Here is a 14,251-nt window from a genome sequence, read left to right as displayed (position 1 = left end):
CTTTCTTCCCTGGGCTACAGGCCCTCGTTGCCCGGATCGGGCTCGTCGTCCGGCACGGATTGAGGAGCCTCTGGCGCGACGTCGGCCGTCTGCTGGTCCGCGCTGGCGTGCACCTCCAAGTGACTCGCGAGGCGCTGACGCATACGCGCACGGCGGGCCTCGTAGAACTCCGGGAATCCGGCCACATCCTCGGACAGGCCGGTGGCGTCGTATTCCCTCAACCAGCTCTCGCGCGCGGCATCCGAGTCGAAGTGCTTCCGCAGCCAGGCAGCCGGCAGGGCGGCCTGCTTGGCGATGTTCTCGGGCCCCCTGAGCAGTTGCAGGTTCGCCGCTCTGTCCACGCGGTCCTCGACGAGCGACAGCGCTTCCTCGGAGAGACCGGCCGCCCGCAGCTTGGTCCGTGACCGCAGGAGGCTGCGCGGGAAGATGTGATCCTCGTGGAAGTGGTCCCTGGTGTCGACGCCCGGGTACAACATCGCGAGCATCGGGAAGAGCCGCTTCGATCCGTACTTGAGATCCAGCAGGTCGTCGATCTCGCTCTGGTCGAAGCGGAGCGACTTGCCCTGGCGGGCCATCTCACGTTCGACGGCCTCCGTCGGCCAGCCCTGTCCGCCCTCCTTCTCCAGGGTCGTACGCAGACCGGTGAGCAGCCGGTCCAGGCCGCTGCCCCACACACCGGACTTCATCAGTGAGCGCTGAAGCCAGCGGCGGATCGCCGCCCGATCGTTCCTGAACGCTTCCGAAGTACGGTAGTTGTCCCCGAGGCCTCGGTGGTGGAGGTAGTAAGCCAGAGGAATGACTGCGCTGTTGGCCGTGAGGGTGACACCGGAGAACCCGAAGTCGGCGAGCAGGGCCACGCCGAGACGCAACGCGTTCTCGATCTCGGTCCAGTGCTTCTCCAGATTGGTCATGGTGTCGCGGTCGAAGTTGTCCACCTTGAAGCGGATGTCGCCCTTCCCCAGCAGCACCAGTCCGGCCTTGAGGACCAAGTCCTTGCCGAAGGCGAAGCCCTGTCCGATCCCGTTGAGTTCGTCGACGAGCCTGTGGATGGTCTCGCGTGCATCGTGCTCGACCCACTGGGCAGTGGCCACCGAGAGAAGGAGGTCGGAGTAGGAGAGGACAGCGCCTCCCGAGTTGACCCGGATGAAGATGTTGAGGACCTTGTCCAGCTCCTGCGCTTCCTCGAGGAAGAAGTTCACGGTCGGGGTGACATGGACGACCTCATGGAGTCTGGTGAGCACGTCGCCGGCGGTGGCGTTGTCCGCGACCCCATGCTGCTGAAGCGTGCGAATGACGTCCCCGACAGTGCGTACCTCGCGCATGTCCTGAACGCGGTACCACTGGGCGTCGCCACTCTCGGTGCTGGCCTCGGCTTCTTCTTGGGTGAGGAACCGGAAGTCGTACTCGACCCCCAGGTCGTCGTCCTGGCCGCGGTGCAGCAGGTTCAGGTAGAGGAGCTTCTTCGGGTACGCGAGCGGGTTGTTCGCCCACATACGCGGAAGCTTCGCGGTGAACGACCCGCACAGGCCGATGTTGAGCGCCGTCAGTCTCTGCTGACCGTCCAGGATCGCCGTGATGGCCCGGCTGCCCAGCGGGCCGGTCGGCGTGCAGTGGGCGTTGTCGCGCTCGTGGTAGTCGCGCATGAAGTCGTAGAAGGCGAAACGACCGGAATTGCCCTCGTGGACCTGCCACATGAGGAACGAGCCGATGGGGTATCCCCGCATCAGACTGTCGTACAACCGTGTGATCTTGTCGCGCGACCAGACGAACTCACGCTGAATCGCCGGCAACACGTACTCGCGACGATGGATCTTCTCCAGCGCGCTGGCGATCGTGATGGGCGTCTGGAATGACATGCGTCCCCCCACCGGACTCAGGTTTCACGCACACCGTAGCGTCCGAAGTCAGGGCCTCGCAGCGCGTGGTGACACTCAGACCGCCGGGCGGCCCCAGGGATATCACTCACCCGTTTCGCCGTACGGACGCAGCGGCGGCTCAAGCTCCGTGCGTACGAGTTCGGCGTCAGCAGACGGCAGGGGCAGCGACTCCCGCCGCATGCGGACGCTCCAGGTCGCCAGGTCGGGAAAGACTGTCAGCCGCGGCACCGGATCGCGCAGGACCAGCGCCTCCCGGAACGGAGCCAGCCCCGGCACCTTCAGGCGGCAGCCCTCGGAGTAGGAGCGCTCGTTAAAGACGAGCCGCTCGTCCAAGACGCGCACGGGACTCGCGATCGTCGCCCGGCCGACGACCCGTCCCGTGCCGCGTTCCTTGCCGTCTGGCACGACTCCCAGGAGAGCCGCACGGGGGACGTCAACCACGTCGGCAAGAAGTACAGCGGCGGTGCATCAGCGATGGATCGAAAACAGCCGGCGGCGGATCGTCACCAAAACAGGCCAGGCGCTCGCTGACGCAGTTCTGGAGACAGGTTTCCTGGACTGGCTGCGCACGGCGCTTGGCGAGTGAAGACTCCGCATGACCGAACTCTCCCCCATCCCCTCCACGTGATCGGCACGCTCACCTAGGATGGCGAACACCATCTCAGCGGCCCGACGGGCTTCCTGATCCGCTTGCGCGGCGGACATCGGAGGACATGAGCTCTGGGCCATCGTCCACGAAGCGGCCCTTCACCAGCGCTTCGCCGTACGCCCCGCGATCATGCGTGAGCAGCTCCGGCGGCTACTCGACGTCTCGGAGATGCCGAACATCACCGTGCAGTTGATGCCACTGGACTCCACCTCGCACCCCGGTGTGGTCGGCGGTTTCACCCTGACCGGCTTTCCCCAACCGATGCCCTCCGTAGTGCTCTTGGAAAACCTCAGCGGCGCGACATACGTTGAGGGCGACGACGCGACGCCCTTCGCCAAGGCCTTCGAACGCATCCGTGCGACGGCGCTTCCCGTGGAGGACTCGCTCGCGAGAATCGCCGAGCTGGAAGAGGGCCACCGGAAGTGAACGACCTGAAGGCTGAGCTGTACGCATACGACCTCACCGAGGCGATATGGCGGAAGGCATCCGCCAGCGGCGCGGAACACGACTGCGTCGAGGTCGCTGAACTCCCCAACGGCGCAAAGGCGGTCCGCGACTCCAAGAACCCCGGACGCGCCCCCCTCCGCTTCACGGCCTCGGAGTGGGCTGCCTTCCGGGAGGGCGTCATCGCCGGAGAACTCTGACCCACGCCAGATTGGTCTTCGCCCTCCGATTGTCCTGTCGACGGCGCATCTCCGCGTCATCGACGCCATCGTGGGTCGCAAAGGGACTCCGGAGCCGTGTGCGCAGATTCGGGTCGCAGGCGTCACGGGCACTTCCGGAAAACCAGAACCCGGCGGCAGACGAGTCGGGCTGTACGCCGGGTTCTGTCACCCGGCCGCCTCGCGGCGGCCGGGGAGACGGCCATCCATCTAGGGCCGGTGTTGCCACCGGCCTCGTGCGGTCTACCCGGGGGCTCGGGCGGGCAGCCCTCGAACGTCCCCGCAGAGCGCTTTTTACGGCGCTCCTTTTGACCTTGCTCCGGGTGGGGTTTACCTAGCTGCCCAGGTCACCCTGGGCACTGGTGGTCTCTTACACCGCCGTTTCACCCTTACCCGGCACCGAAGTGCTGGGCGGTTTGTTTTCTGTGGCACTGTCCCGCGGGTCACCCCGGGTGGCCGTTAGCCACCACCCTGCCCTGTGGAGCCCGGACGTTCCTCGGGGAGCCCCCTCAAGGGGACTCCACGCGGCCGTCCGCCCGGCTCGTCTGCCGTGTGGACCATGCTACCGGGCGTCCGCCCTTCGCCGGACCGGAGGCCGCCGTCGCCAGGACCGAGCCGGCCAGGATGAGAGTGAAAGCGAGCGCTATGCCCAAGGTGAAGGGCTCGTCCAGGAACAGCGCTCCTGCCGCCACCGCTACCGCCGGGTTGACGTACGTGAACACCGTCGCGCGGGTCGGGCCCACCTCCTTGATCAGTTCCAGGAAGGCCACGAAGGCGAGGGCCGTGCAGATCACTCCCAGGCCGATCAGGGCCGTCAGGACCGAGGCGGAGGGGACGGTCGAGGGCCAGGTTGCCGCCGCCGGTGCTGCGTGCACGACCGCCGCCAGTGCCAGGCACGGGACCGTCAGCTGCAGGGTCGGGACGTCCTTCAGCCAGCGTGACGCGATCAACGGTGCCGTCGCATAACCCAGCACCGTCAGCATGACCTCCCCGAGCGAGCGGGCGTCGCCGCCGGTCAGGTGCGGGACGGTCAGGACGCCTACGCCCGCCAGGCCCAGTCCGAGGCCCGTCATCCGCCGTACGCCCAGCCGCTCCGTCGCGCCGAAGAAGCGCGCCAGCACCACGCCCACGATCGGCACGCCCGCGATCAGGAGGCCCGCCGTGGAGCTCGACAGGTGCCGTTCAGCGTCCGTGAGCGTGAACCACGGGCCGACGATCTCTATGCACGCGAAGACCAGCATCGGCAGCCAGTGGGTGCGGACCGTGCGGATCAGGCCGCCCTGACGTATCGCGAAGGGCAACAGGAGGAGTGCGCCGAGTGCGCAGCGCGTGAAGACCACCATCGATGGGGAAAGCGGGGCGTCCACCGCCACCTTGATCATCAGGTAGGGGATGCCCCAGACCACTCCCATCAGGGAGAACAGGAACCAGCCGCGTGCAGTCATGCGGACAGAATCGGCTCACCGGCTATCTGGCGTCTTGAACGCTGTTGCGGTAAGCCGCCGGGGTCACCCCCAGCACACGGCGGAACCAGCGGGTCAGGTGGGCCTGGTCCGCGAAGCCGACCAGGGTGGCCACCTCGGCCGGGCGCAGGCCTGCCTCCAGCAACCCGCGCGCCCGGCTCACCCGGTGCTGGGCCAGCCAGGCGTACGGCGGTATCCCCATCGTCGTACGGAAGGCTCGCAGGAGTTGGTAGCGGGAGAGGTCCATGTCCCGTGCGAGGTCGGCCAGGGACGGGGGGTCCAGCAGTTCGTCGGCCAGGCGGTCGCGGACCACGAAAGCGATGTGGTCGGCGCCCGGCACCACATCCGGCGCCGAGCGGGCCGTGGAGTGGCGCTGGGCCAGGGCCGTCAGCAGCCACGGGAGGCGGGATTCCGTCTCCAACGGGTCCGGGCAGGCGCTGAGTTCGGTGTGGGCGAGGCGGAGGGCGGTGACCAGCTCGGGGTCGTCGATCACGGGTTCGCGGAAGTGCGGGAGGTTTCCGAGGGTGCCGTCGGCGAGGAGGGCGGGGTCGGCGTACAGGGCGCGGTAGGCGTAGCCGTCGGTGGTGGTGTCGGGGCCGCCGGTGTGCATCTCGCCGGGGTCGAGGACGACGATCGAGCCGGGACCGGTGCGGATGTGGCCGCCGCGGTAGTCGATGACCTCGGAGCCGCCGACGCAGACGCCGATGGTGTACTCGGCGTGTGCGTGCGGGGCGTAGACGTGGTGCCGGAAGCGGGCGGTGAGCAGGTCGAGGGCCGGTCCGCAGCGGCCCAGGCGCGCGCGGGTCCACAGTGCCTGCTCACTCACCGTGCGCCCCCATGCGTTCGGTCTACGTCTCCGTCGTCGTACGGGGTGCAACAAACTCCGGGTCTCTTCCATGCCCCGGCCCCCCGCACGGAGCGCTATGAATCCATCCGCTCCAGTACGTCGAAGACCGCCTCGATGCGTGCGCGGTGGTCCGCGATCAGTTCCGCAGCCGGCTCTCCCGCGAGCAGGCGGCGTGCGGTGGTGACGTAGACCGAGCGGTAGGCGGCGACGGTCAGGGCCGCGAGCAGGTGCGGGTCGGCGACGGATGCTTCCGTCAGCGCCTCCGTCAGTGCCGTCTCCACCTCCTCCAGGCCTTCACGGGCGCGGGCCCGCAGGCTGGGCGACTCCATGACGACTCGCCAGTAGGCCGGGAAGCGGTCGTTGACCCCGGCCAGCGGGTGGCCCTGGTCGAGGAGTCCGAGTGCCAGGCGGCGCAGGGCGGCCAGCGGGGTCTCGCCGGTGCGGCGGTCACGGACGGCGTCGGCGAAGGTCGCGGCGGCCTCGGGGATGCGGTCGAGGTAGAGGTCCTCCTTGCGCGGAAAGTAGTTGAAGACGGTCATGGCGGACACGTCCGCGGCCCGGGCGACCTCCGCCACGGTCACCGCGTCGAAGCCGCGCTCCTGGAACAGTCCCGTCGCGATGTCGGAGATCCGCTGCCGGGTCTCTCTCTTCTTGCGTTCGCGCAGCGGCAGTTCAGCCCCCGTGCGTTCGTCTTCACGTTCACCTGCACGTTCATCTGACATGAGAAAACTATAGCGAGCAAAAAATTTTAGTGACTACACTCAACTCATGGACAACCTCACGGACAACCTCATGAACGACCCCATGAACACGAAGACGGCGTACGACGTGGTGGTGGCCGGTGCCGGGCCCGTAGGCCTACTGCTCGGCTGCGAGCTGCGGCTCGGCGGGGCGCGGGTGCTGGTCGTGGAGCGGCTGGCCGAGGTGGACGAGACGATCAAGGCGGGCGCGATCAACCTGCCGTCCGCCGAGGCGCTGTACCGCCGCGGGTTACTGCCCGCGCTGGCCGCGGTGCAGGAGGAGGCGATGAAGGGCTTCCGGAAGTTCCGCCGGGAGCGGGGCGAGGACGAAAACGCACCGCCGCCGCCCAGGTTCGCCGGCCACTTCGCCGGGATCTGGCTGCATGGCGAGCTGCTGGACGAGACCGATCCCGAGTTCGGCGGATCGGGTCCCGCCGGGCGGGTCGGCTTCGTCCCGCAGGCCACGCTGGAGCGGATCCTCGCCGGGCGGGCGGAGCAGCTCGGGGTGGAGGTGCGCCGGGGGGTCGAGCTGACCGGGTTCGAGATGTACGACGACCAGGTGGTCGTCCACGTGGCCGATGCTGCGACGGGTGCGACGGAGGAGATCCGCGCCGGGTGGCTCGTCGGCTGCGACGGTGGTCGCAGCAGGGTGCGCAAGCTGGCCGGGTTCGACTTTCCGGGGACGGACCCGGAGATCACCGGATATCAGGCACTCGTCGAGATGACCGGAGCCGAGGGACTCAAGACCGGCTGGAACACGACGGACGTGGGGACGTACGTGCACGGGCCGATGCCGGGGCGGATCCTCACCGTCGAGTTCGACGGGCCCCCGGCCGACCGTGAAGCGCCCATCACCGCACAGGAGTTGGAGGGCAGTCTGCGCCGGGTGACCGCGGTGGAGGTCACGGTGACCGCGGTGCACTCGGCGACCCGGTTCACCGACAACTGCCGCCAGGCGAGCAGCTATCGCAAGGGCCGGGTGCTGCTTGCGGGCGATGCGGCGCATGTGCACTCGCCGTTCGGCGGGCAGGGGCTGAACCTCGGCATCGGGGACGCGATGAACCTGGGCTGGAAGCTCGCGGCCGTGGTGCGGGGGCGGGCGCCCGAGGGGCTGCTCGACTCGTACACCGCCGAACGGCATCCGATCGGCGCCTGGGTGCTCGACTGGACGCGGGCCCAGATCGCCCTGATGCGGCCCGAGTCGCATGCGCGCGCCCTGCGCGAGGTGATCACCGAGCTGTCGCGGACGGTCACCGGCACCACGTTCTTCGCCAAGAAGATCTCCGGCGTCTGGCAGCGCTACGACCTGCCCGGCGACCACCCGCTCGTCGGCCGCAGCGCCCCCGACCTGGAACTCTCCGACGGCACCCGCCTCGCCGACCACCTGCACACCGGCCGCGCCCTGCTGCTGGACCTCGCCGACGACCCGAAGGTCCGGGCCCGCGCGGAGGGATACGGCGACCGGGTTGACGTCCGCACCGTCGCCTGCGACGACCGGACGGGGCTCGCAGGGCTGCTGGTGCGCCCGGACGGCTTCGTCGCATGGGCAGCGGACGAGGACGACGAGGGCGGGGACGCGCTCGACCGGGCACTGGAGCTCTGGTTCGGAGCTTCCGCCGTGCTTGACCCCGCCCCGCGGGCGTAGACGGGCTGCTGGAAGCGGGCGGTCACCAGGCCGAGGGGCGGCCCGCACCGACTGAAGCGCCGGCGGCTCAGAGGAAGTCCGTCGTATCCAGGTCGAAGGCGAACGGCTCCGGAAGAGTGAGTGGCTTGCCGAGGGGACGAGTGCAGTGCTCGCGGTAGTCGTCCTTCTCGGGGTCGCTGAACAGCGTGATCGAGGAGGCGTCCCGGTCGACGAGCAAGTAGAGGGGGATCCCCCCACGGGCGTAGCAGCGCCGTTTGGCCTCTCGGTCGGCCTTGGGCTTGGTCGAGGTCACCTCCAGGACCATGGTGACGCCCTCGCAGGGCATCCAGGAGTCGGCGCCCCGGTAAAGCCGCAGCTTCCTGGGGGCGAACGTGCCGTCCGGGATCACGCGGTCCTTCGGGCAGCCGCCCCCGCCCTGCAGCTTCAGCCCCTTGTTGCCGGAGAACTGCATGTCGGTCCGGGACTGCCTGTACACCTGGTTCACAATCAGCTCGATGTAGTCCTCGTGATCCCCGTCCGGCGGCGGCGTCACAACGATCTCCCCCTCGATCAACTCGGCCCGGAAACCCTCCGGTGTGTCCAGGGCGAGAAAGCCCTCCAGCAGGACCTCTTCCTGCGTGAGCGGCTCGTGGGCCATGGCAGTCATGTCACGCCCCTCCTTCGGTCGCTCGCCAGACTGGGACATTGGGAGATCACCTGTCCGAGAGATCGGGAACCGTTCCCTCGATCGTGGCACACGATCGCCTCGGCCGTCAGGCGCCGCCCCGCCCGCTTGACCCTGCCGCGACGTCAGCCTTTCTACTGGCCCCATGCGGATCGGAGAACTCGCCGCGGCCGTCGGCGTCACCACGCGGACCGTGCGGCACTACCACCATCAGGGGCTGTTGCCGGAGCCGGAGCGGCTGGGGAACGGTTATCGGGACTACACGTTGCGGCACGCCGTCGTGCTGGCGCGGATCCGGCGGCTGACCGAGCTGGGGATGGGGCTCGCGGAAGTGCGGGACGTGCTGGCGGAGGACGCCGGGAAGGACCTCGCCGAGGTGCTCACCGAACTCGACGAGGACCTGGCCCGGCAGGAGGCGGCGATCCGGGAGCGGCGCGAGCGGCTGCGGGCGCTGCTTGAGGCGGAGGGCGGGCTGACGGCCGAGGGGCCGGTGTCACCTCGACTGGCCTCAGTGTTCGGCGACTTGGCGCATGCTGCGGCCGACTCCCCCATGGCCGCCAAGGACCGCGAGATGCTCGCGCTGATCGACACCATGGCGTCCGGGAAGGACCGGGAGCGGCTGACGGATCTGCTGCGCGGCGCCTTCGGCTCCCCCGAGGGAATCGCGCGGGCGCTCAAGGCGTACGCCCTGCTCGACGACCTCGCCGACGCCGACCCGGCGGACCCGCGCGTGGCGGAGGCCGCCCGCGTCATCGCCGACTGCATTCCAAGCGACCTGGTTCCCCAGCCGAGGATCGACGAGGACAACAACTTCATGCGTGCCTTCTACGCGGACTTCGCCCCCGCCCAGGCTGCAGCCCTCCGCCTCGCGCTGCGGATACTCACCGAGGAGCCTTCGTGAGGACGGCGGCGTACGTCCTCGTCCGGCATGAGCTGCGGCTGCTCGCCAGTCTGGCGATGTGGGTGGCCCGGCGCACGCACGGGGCCGACGGCGGGCGGGTGTTCGGGTACGCGCGGGGGCAGGGCACGATGATGTTCGGGTTCGCCTTCGTGTGCCTGGTCGAGACGCTGACCATGTCCGTGCTGCTGCATGCCTATCCGACCGTGCACCGGGTGGTGTTCGTGCTCGACGTGTACACCATCGTGTTCGTCGTCGGGGTACACGCGGCCTCCGTCGTACGGCCGCACGTGCTCGGCGCCGACGTGCTGCGCATCCGCCGCGCCGTGCACGTCGATCTGCGCATACCGGTCGACCGCATCGCGACCGTGCGCCGCGAGCTGCGCACCACCCAGGAACGCGCCGACGGCGAGCTCGACATCCCCGTGGGCGCACGGACCACCGTCACCCTCGGACTCATCGAGCCCGTCGCCCACGTCACTTTCCTCGGCCGTCGGCGCGACATCCACCTCGTCCGCTTCCACGCCGACGACGCCGACAGCCTCGTACAAGCGCTCCTGCATCGCGTCACGCAGGTGCGAAGCGCACCTTCGCCGATGCCGGATCCGCCTGCGTGAGGCGTACCCGCAGCCGCTCCCCCAGGGGCAGGTGGTCGCCCTCGATGCGGCCGATGACCGCCGGGGACTCCAACTGGACGGTGCCGACGCCCGGTCGACCATCCGCTGTCTCCACCACGCAGCCGTCGAACACCTCCCCCACCCGGCCCGCCAGCAGCGCCGCCTCCACGATGTCGACGCACTCGCGCTCGACCGTGGCCGCGCGTCGGCTGCCCTCGGCCATCTCGTGCGGGAGCGTCTCCAGAGCGGCCAGGACCCACTCGGGCGGGGGCTCGCCCGCCGCGGCCGCGAGGCAGATCTCCGACGCGTACCGGTCGGCCAGTCGCCGCAGCGGCGCCGTGCAGTGGGCGTACGGGGCGGCCACGGCGGCGTGCGTGGTGATGGGCGGGAGGGCGCCGTCCCGGAAGACGGTGTAGCCGGCGCCGCGCAGGAGGGTCGTGCACTCCTGGAGGAAGGCCGCGTGGTGCGGGCGGTGCGGGTCGAGGGAGCGGATGAGCTGCGCGTACGAGACGTGGTGCGGCCAGTCGATGTGCAGGGCGTGTGCGGTGCGGCGCAGGCGGCCGACGGCGCCATCGGGGGCGGCGGGCAGGGTGCGCAGGACGCCGGTGCCCGCCGCCAGCATGAGATCTGCCGCCGCCATCCCGGTCAGCAGGGAGATCTGGGCGTTCCAGCCGTCGGCGGGGAGCGGGGCGCGGTAGCTGAGCGCGTACGTGTGGTCGCGCTCCACGATTTCCTGCTCGGGGACGTTCAGCGAGATGCCGCCCCGTTCCACCTCCAGCCGCTCCCTCGCCTCCCCGATCTCCTTGAGCAGCGCCGGCGGCTCCTCGGCCGTCTTGTCGTCGATCTGCTTCTGTACGGAGGCGTAGTCGAGCTTGGCCCTGCTGCGGACGAGGGCGCGGCGGACGTCGGCCCCGATCGTACGGGCGTCCGCGTCGAGGTCGATGGTCCAGAGGGCGGCCGGGCGGATCTGCCCGGGCAGCAGACTCGCGGCGCCCTCGCTGAGCAGCGCCGGGTGGAGGGGGATGCGCTCGTCCGGGAAGTACAGGGTGGTCACCCGCCGGTGGGTCTCCGCGTCCAGCGCCGACCCGGGCACGACGAAGGCGGCCACGTCCGCGATGGCGTACCGCACCCGGTAGCCGGTGCCCCGCCGGGACAGGTGCATCGCCTGGTCGAGGTCGGTGGAGGCGGGCGGGTCGATGGTGAACAGGGGGAGGTCCGTGGCGTCGTAGGAGGGGAGCGTCGGGGTCTTTGCTGATCGCTCGGCCACTGCCAGCGCCTGGGGCGGGTAGCTCTCGGGGACGCCGAGTTCGGTGCGCAGCGCGGTGAGGGCGGCCCGGAGGGGGGCTTCGGGGGCGCCGGTCACGCGGATGTGGCGGCGGGGCATACAGCGAGGGTAGAGCCTGCGTCTGCGTCCCGCCGATCCGAGCGGGACTCGGACCCAGGCTCTCAGCAGACCGGGGCCCGTACGCTGTCCGGGAGCTCAAACAGAAGGAGATCTTCCGTGCTTGTCCTGCTGCCTCCCTCCGAAGGCAAGGCGTTCTCCGGCCGTGGCGCCCCGCTGAAGACGGAGTCGCTGTCGCTGCCGGGGCTCACGCCCGCCCGTGAGGCCGTACTCGGCGAACTGGTCGAGCTGTGCGCCGGGGACGAGGAGAAGGCGCGGGAGGTGCTCGGGCTGAGCGAGGGGCTGCGGGGCGAGGTCGCGAAGAACGCCGAGTTGCGCACCGCCGGGGCGCGGCCCGCCGGGGAGATCTACACGGGTGTGCTGTACGACGCCCTCGACCTGGCCTCCCTGGACGCCGCCGCGAAGAAGCGGGCGGCACGGTCGCTGCTCGTCTTCTCCGGGCTGTGGGGTGCGGTGCGCGTCAACGACCGCATCCCCTCCTACCGCTGCTCGATGGGCGTGAAGCTGCCCGGTATCGGGGCGCTGGGCGCGTACTGGCGGACGCCGATGGCGGCCGTGCTGCCCGAGGCCGCCGGGAACGGGCTGGTGCTGGACCTGCGGTCGGCCGCGTACGCGGCCGCATGGAAGCCCAAGGGCGAGGTCGCCGGGCGGACGGCGAGCGTACGGGTGCTGCACGCGCCCACCCGCAAGGTGGTCAGCCACTTCAACAAGGCGACCAAGGGGCGGATCGTACGAAGCCTGCTGACGGCGGGCGCGGCACCCAAGGACCCGGCGGAGCTGGTGGAGACGCTGCGCGAGCTCGGTTACGTGGTGGAGGCGGAGCCTCCGACGGGGGCCGGGAAGCCGTGGCTGCTCGACGTGTTGGTGGACGAGATCCACTGACCTATAGCACCCCTACGGCGCCTGTTGCAGCATGCGCAATGGCTTTTGCGCATGCTGCATTGCGCGGGCACGATGTGGGCATGGCCTCATCGCTCCTCGACCTTGCCCCCGTCGTGCCCGTTGTCGTCCTCGAGGACGCCGCGGACGCCGTTCCGCTGGCGCGGGCGCTGGTGGCGGGGGGACTGCCCGCCATCGAGGTGACACTGCGGACGCCGGCCGCCCTGGACGCCATCCGCGCGATCGCCGACGAGGTGCCGGACGCGGTGGTCGGGGCCGGGACCGTGATCACGCCGGAGCAGGTGAAGGACTCGGTGGCCGCCGGGGCTCGCTTCCTGGTCAGCCCGGGCTGGACGGACGTACTGCTGGAGGCCATGAAGGCGTCCGGGGTGCCGTTCCTGCCGGGGGTGTCCACCACCTCGGAGGTGGTGGCGCTGCTGGAGCGCGGGGTGCGGGAGATGAAGTTCTTCCCGGCGCAGGCGGCGGGTGGCACGGCGTATCTGAAGTCGCTGGCGGGGCCGCTGCCGCAAGCGCGGTTCTGCCCCACCGGGGGCATCGGGCCGGCCAACGCCCCCGCCTACCTGGCGCTGCCCAACGTCGGCTGCGTGGGCGGCACTTGGATGCTCCCGGCGGACGCCCTCGCGGCCCGCGACTGGGACCGGATCGAGTCGCTGGCCCGCGAGGCGGCGGGGCTCACCCGGGTCGCCGACCAGGCGCTCAGCGCAGGTGGGACGTGTCGTTGAAGAGCCGTACGCTCGCGTTGCCGTCCGCGTAGTAGGCCACCGCGGACAGTGCGGCCGCCGACAGCTCCATGCGGAACAGGGACTCGGGCGGGGCGCCCAGAGCCAGCCGTACGAACGTCTTGATCGGTGTGACGTGGGAGACCAGCAGGACCGTGCGGCCCGCGTAGGCGGCCACCAGCTTCTCCCGGGTGGCCTCGATACGGGTCGCGGTCGCCGCGAAGCTCTCGCCGCCGCCCGAGGGCTGGGCGTGCGGGTCGGCGAGCCAGGCGTTCAGGTCGTCGGGGTAGCGCTCGCGGACCTCGGCGAAGGTCAGCCCCTCCCAGGCGCCGAAGTCGGTCTCGCGCAGCCCGTCGTCGATGCTCACCTCCAGGCCCAGGTGGGAGGCGACGATGCCGGCGGTCTCGCGGGTGCGGGCGAGGGGCGAGGCGACGATCGCCTGGATCGTGCCGCGCCGGGCCAGCGCGGCCCCGGCGCGCTCGGCCTGCTCCCGGCCGACGTCGGACAGGGAGGGGTTGGTGCCGCCGCTGCCCGAGAAACGCTTCTGCGGGGTCAGCGGGGTCTCACCGTGCCGCAGCAGCACGAAGGTAGCGGGCGCGCCCAGGTCGGCGGGGGCCCAGCCGGGGCCGGCGACGGCCGTGGCGGCCCGCACATCGGCCTCGGCCTTCGGGACGTCGGCGGCGGCCGGCTCGGCGACCGTGGTCCTCGCGGCGGCCGCCTCCAGCTCCGCCGTCGAAGCCGACGGTGACCACTGCTCGCCGCGCTTGCCCGCGTCCATCGCCTCGTTGGCCAGGCGGTCCGCGTGCTTGTTCTGCTCCCGCGGGATCCACTCGTACGTCACCTGGTCCGGCGGGAACACCCGGGCCGCCGCCGTCGCCAGCGGCTTCATGTCAGGGTGCTTGATCTTCCAGCGGCCCGACATCTGCTCGACGACCAGCTTGGAGTCCATGCGGACGCGGACCCTGGCCGAGGGGTCCAGTTCGTGGGCGGCGCGCAGGCCCGCGAGCAGGCCCCGGTACTCGGCGACGTTGTTGGTCGCGACGCCGATGTACTCCGCGGCCTCGACCAGGGTCTGACCCGTCACCGCGTCGAGCACCACGGATCCGTAGCCCGCGGGTCCCGGGTTGCCCCGCGAACCGCCGTCGGCCTCGACGATGAACTCCCGCAC

At 70.4% G+C, this 14,251-nt stretch carries 14 protein-coding genes, 1 other RNA gene and 2 pseudogenes; 8 read left to right on the top strand and 9 right to left on the bottom strand.

Annotated features, from left to right (window positions below):
* Positions 1 to 14: 14 nt before the first annotated feature.
* Entirely contained in the window at positions 15 to 1,856 is a 1,842-nt protein-coding gene (locus ACWCRD_RS21220; RefSeq protein ID WP_450967334.1) for a DUF262 domain-containing protein, read from the bottom strand.
* Positions 1,857 to 1,958: 102 nt separating this feature from the next.
* On the bottom strand, positions 1,959 to 2,282 hold the full coding sequence (locus ACWCRD_RS21215; RefSeq protein ID WP_450967333.1) for a hypothetical protein: 324 nt from the start codon (positions 2,280 to 2,282) through the stop codon (positions 1,959 to 1,961).
* Between ACWCRD_RS21215 and ACWCRD_RS21210 the strand changes: the two are divergent.
* From ACWCRD_RS21210 to ACWCRD_RS21200, 3 genes and pseudogenes are all read left to right on the top strand, one after another.
* Positions 2,247 to 2,463 (top strand): annotated as a pseudogene (locus tag ACWCRD_RS21210) (HD domain-containing protein); the annotation flags it as partial. The gene ACWCRD_RS21215 and the pseudogene ACWCRD_RS21210 sit on opposite strands and share 36 nt — an antisense overlap.
* Before the next feature lie 117 nt (positions 2,464 to 2,580).
* Positions 2,581 to 2,952, top strand: a complete 372-nt coding sequence (locus ACWCRD_RS21205; RefSeq protein ID WP_450967380.1) for a DUF5753 domain-containing protein — start codon at positions 2,581 to 2,583, stop codon at positions 2,950 to 2,952.
* Positions 2,949 to 3,170 carry a DUF397 domain-containing protein gene (locus tag ACWCRD_RS21200; RefSeq protein ID WP_450967332.1) on the top strand — a complete coding sequence of 74 codons (222 nt, stop codon included), beginning with the start codon at positions 2,949 to 2,951 and terminating at the stop codon, positions 3,168 to 3,170. Before ACWCRD_RS21205 ends, ACWCRD_RS21200 begins: the two co-directional genes overlap by 4 nt.
* 156 nt (positions 3,171 to 3,326) lie before the next feature.
* Here ACWCRD_RS21200 and rnpB read toward each other — a convergent pair.
* From rnpB to ACWCRD_RS21180, 4 genes and pseudogenes are all read right to left on the bottom strand, one after another.
* An RNA gene (rnpB, locus tag ACWCRD_RS21195) (RNase P RNA component class A) lies at positions 3,327 to 3,732 on the bottom strand.
* 118 nt (positions 3,733 to 3,850) lie between these two features.
* A pseudogene (locus ACWCRD_RS21190) lies at positions 3,851 to 4,570 on the bottom strand (DMT family transporter); the annotation flags it as partial.
* A gap of 85 nt (positions 4,571 to 4,655) precedes the next feature.
* Positions 4,656 to 5,477, bottom strand: coding sequence for an AraC family transcriptional regulator (locus ACWCRD_RS21185; protein ID WP_450967331.1), 822 nt, complete (start codon positions 5,475 to 5,477; stop codon positions 4,656 to 4,658).
* Positions 5,478 to 5,572: 95 nt separating this feature from the next.
* On the bottom strand, positions 5,573 to 6,220 hold the full coding sequence (locus ACWCRD_RS21180; RefSeq protein ID WP_450967330.1) for a TetR/AcrR family transcriptional regulator: 648 nt from the start codon (positions 6,218 to 6,220) through the stop codon (positions 5,573 to 5,575).
* A gap of 46 nt (positions 6,221 to 6,266) precedes the next feature.
* On the opposite strand from ACWCRD_RS21180, the gene ACWCRD_RS21175 reads away from it, so the two are divergent.
* Positions 6,267 to 7,883, top strand: a complete 1,617-nt coding sequence (locus tag ACWCRD_RS21175; RefSeq protein ID WP_450967329.1) for an FAD-dependent monooxygenase — start codon at positions 6,267 to 6,269, stop codon at positions 7,881 to 7,883.
* Between the two features lie 67 nt (positions 7,884 to 7,950).
* Here ACWCRD_RS21175 and ACWCRD_RS21170 read toward each other — a convergent pair whose 3' ends face one another.
* Entirely contained in the window at positions 7,951 to 8,529 is a 579-nt protein-coding gene (locus tag ACWCRD_RS21170) for a Uma2 family endonuclease (RefSeq protein ID WP_450967328.1), read from the bottom strand.
* Between the two features lie 163 nt (positions 8,530 to 8,692).
* Between ACWCRD_RS21170 and ACWCRD_RS21165 the strand changes: the two genes are divergently transcribed.
* Both ACWCRD_RS21165 and ACWCRD_RS21160 read left to right on the top strand, forming a co-directional pair.
* Entirely contained in the window at positions 8,693 to 9,448 is a 756-nt protein-coding gene (locus ACWCRD_RS21165; RefSeq protein ID WP_450967327.1) for a MerR family transcriptional regulator, read from the top strand.
* Positions 9,449 to 9,504: 56 nt separating this feature from the next.
* A complete protein-coding gene (locus ACWCRD_RS21160; protein WP_450967379.1) occupies positions 9,505 to 10,062 on the top strand; it encodes a hypothetical protein in 558 nt (185 codons plus the stop codon).
* Here the strand turns inward: ACWCRD_RS21160 and ACWCRD_RS21155 are convergent.
* Positions 10,013 to 11,446 carry an RNB domain-containing ribonuclease gene (locus ACWCRD_RS21155; RefSeq protein ID WP_450967326.1) on the bottom strand — a complete coding sequence of 478 codons (1,434 nt, stop codon included), beginning with the start codon at positions 11,444 to 11,446 and terminating at the stop codon, positions 10,013 to 10,015. The genes ACWCRD_RS21160 and ACWCRD_RS21155 overlap by 50 nt on opposite strands.
* Before the next feature lie 117 nt (positions 11,447 to 11,563).
* On the opposite strand from ACWCRD_RS21155, the gene yaaA reads away from it, so the two are divergent.
* Together yaaA and ACWCRD_RS21145 are read left to right on the top strand one after the other, a co-directional pair.
* Positions 11,564 to 12,346 (top strand): peroxide stress protein YaaA, encoded by a 783-nt coding sequence (yaaA, locus tag ACWCRD_RS21150; RefSeq protein WP_450967325.1) that lies wholly within the window; start codon positions 11,564 to 11,566, stop codon positions 12,344 to 12,346.
* Between the two features lie 80 nt (positions 12,347 to 12,426).
* On the top strand, positions 12,427 to 13,086 hold the full coding sequence (locus tag ACWCRD_RS21145; protein WP_450967324.1) for a bifunctional 4-hydroxy-2-oxoglutarate aldolase/2-dehydro-3-deoxy-phosphogluconate aldolase: 660 nt from the start codon (positions 12,427 to 12,429) through the stop codon (positions 13,084 to 13,086).
* Here ACWCRD_RS21145 and ACWCRD_RS21140 read toward each other — a convergent pair.
* The gene (locus ACWCRD_RS21140) at positions 13,061 to 14,251 is read right to left on the bottom strand and encodes a bifunctional RNase H/acid phosphatase (protein ID WP_450967323.1); all 1,191 of its coding nucleotides are present in this window, start codon (positions 14,249 to 14,251) and stop codon (positions 13,061 to 13,063) included. The two genes, ACWCRD_RS21145 and ACWCRD_RS21140, sit on opposite strands and share 26 nt — an antisense overlap.

The organism is Streptomyces sp. NPDC002092 (assembly GCF_053593775.1).
The sequence above is the reverse complement of the archived record's forward strand: the minus strand, read 5'-3'. Positions and strand labels throughout refer to the sequence as shown.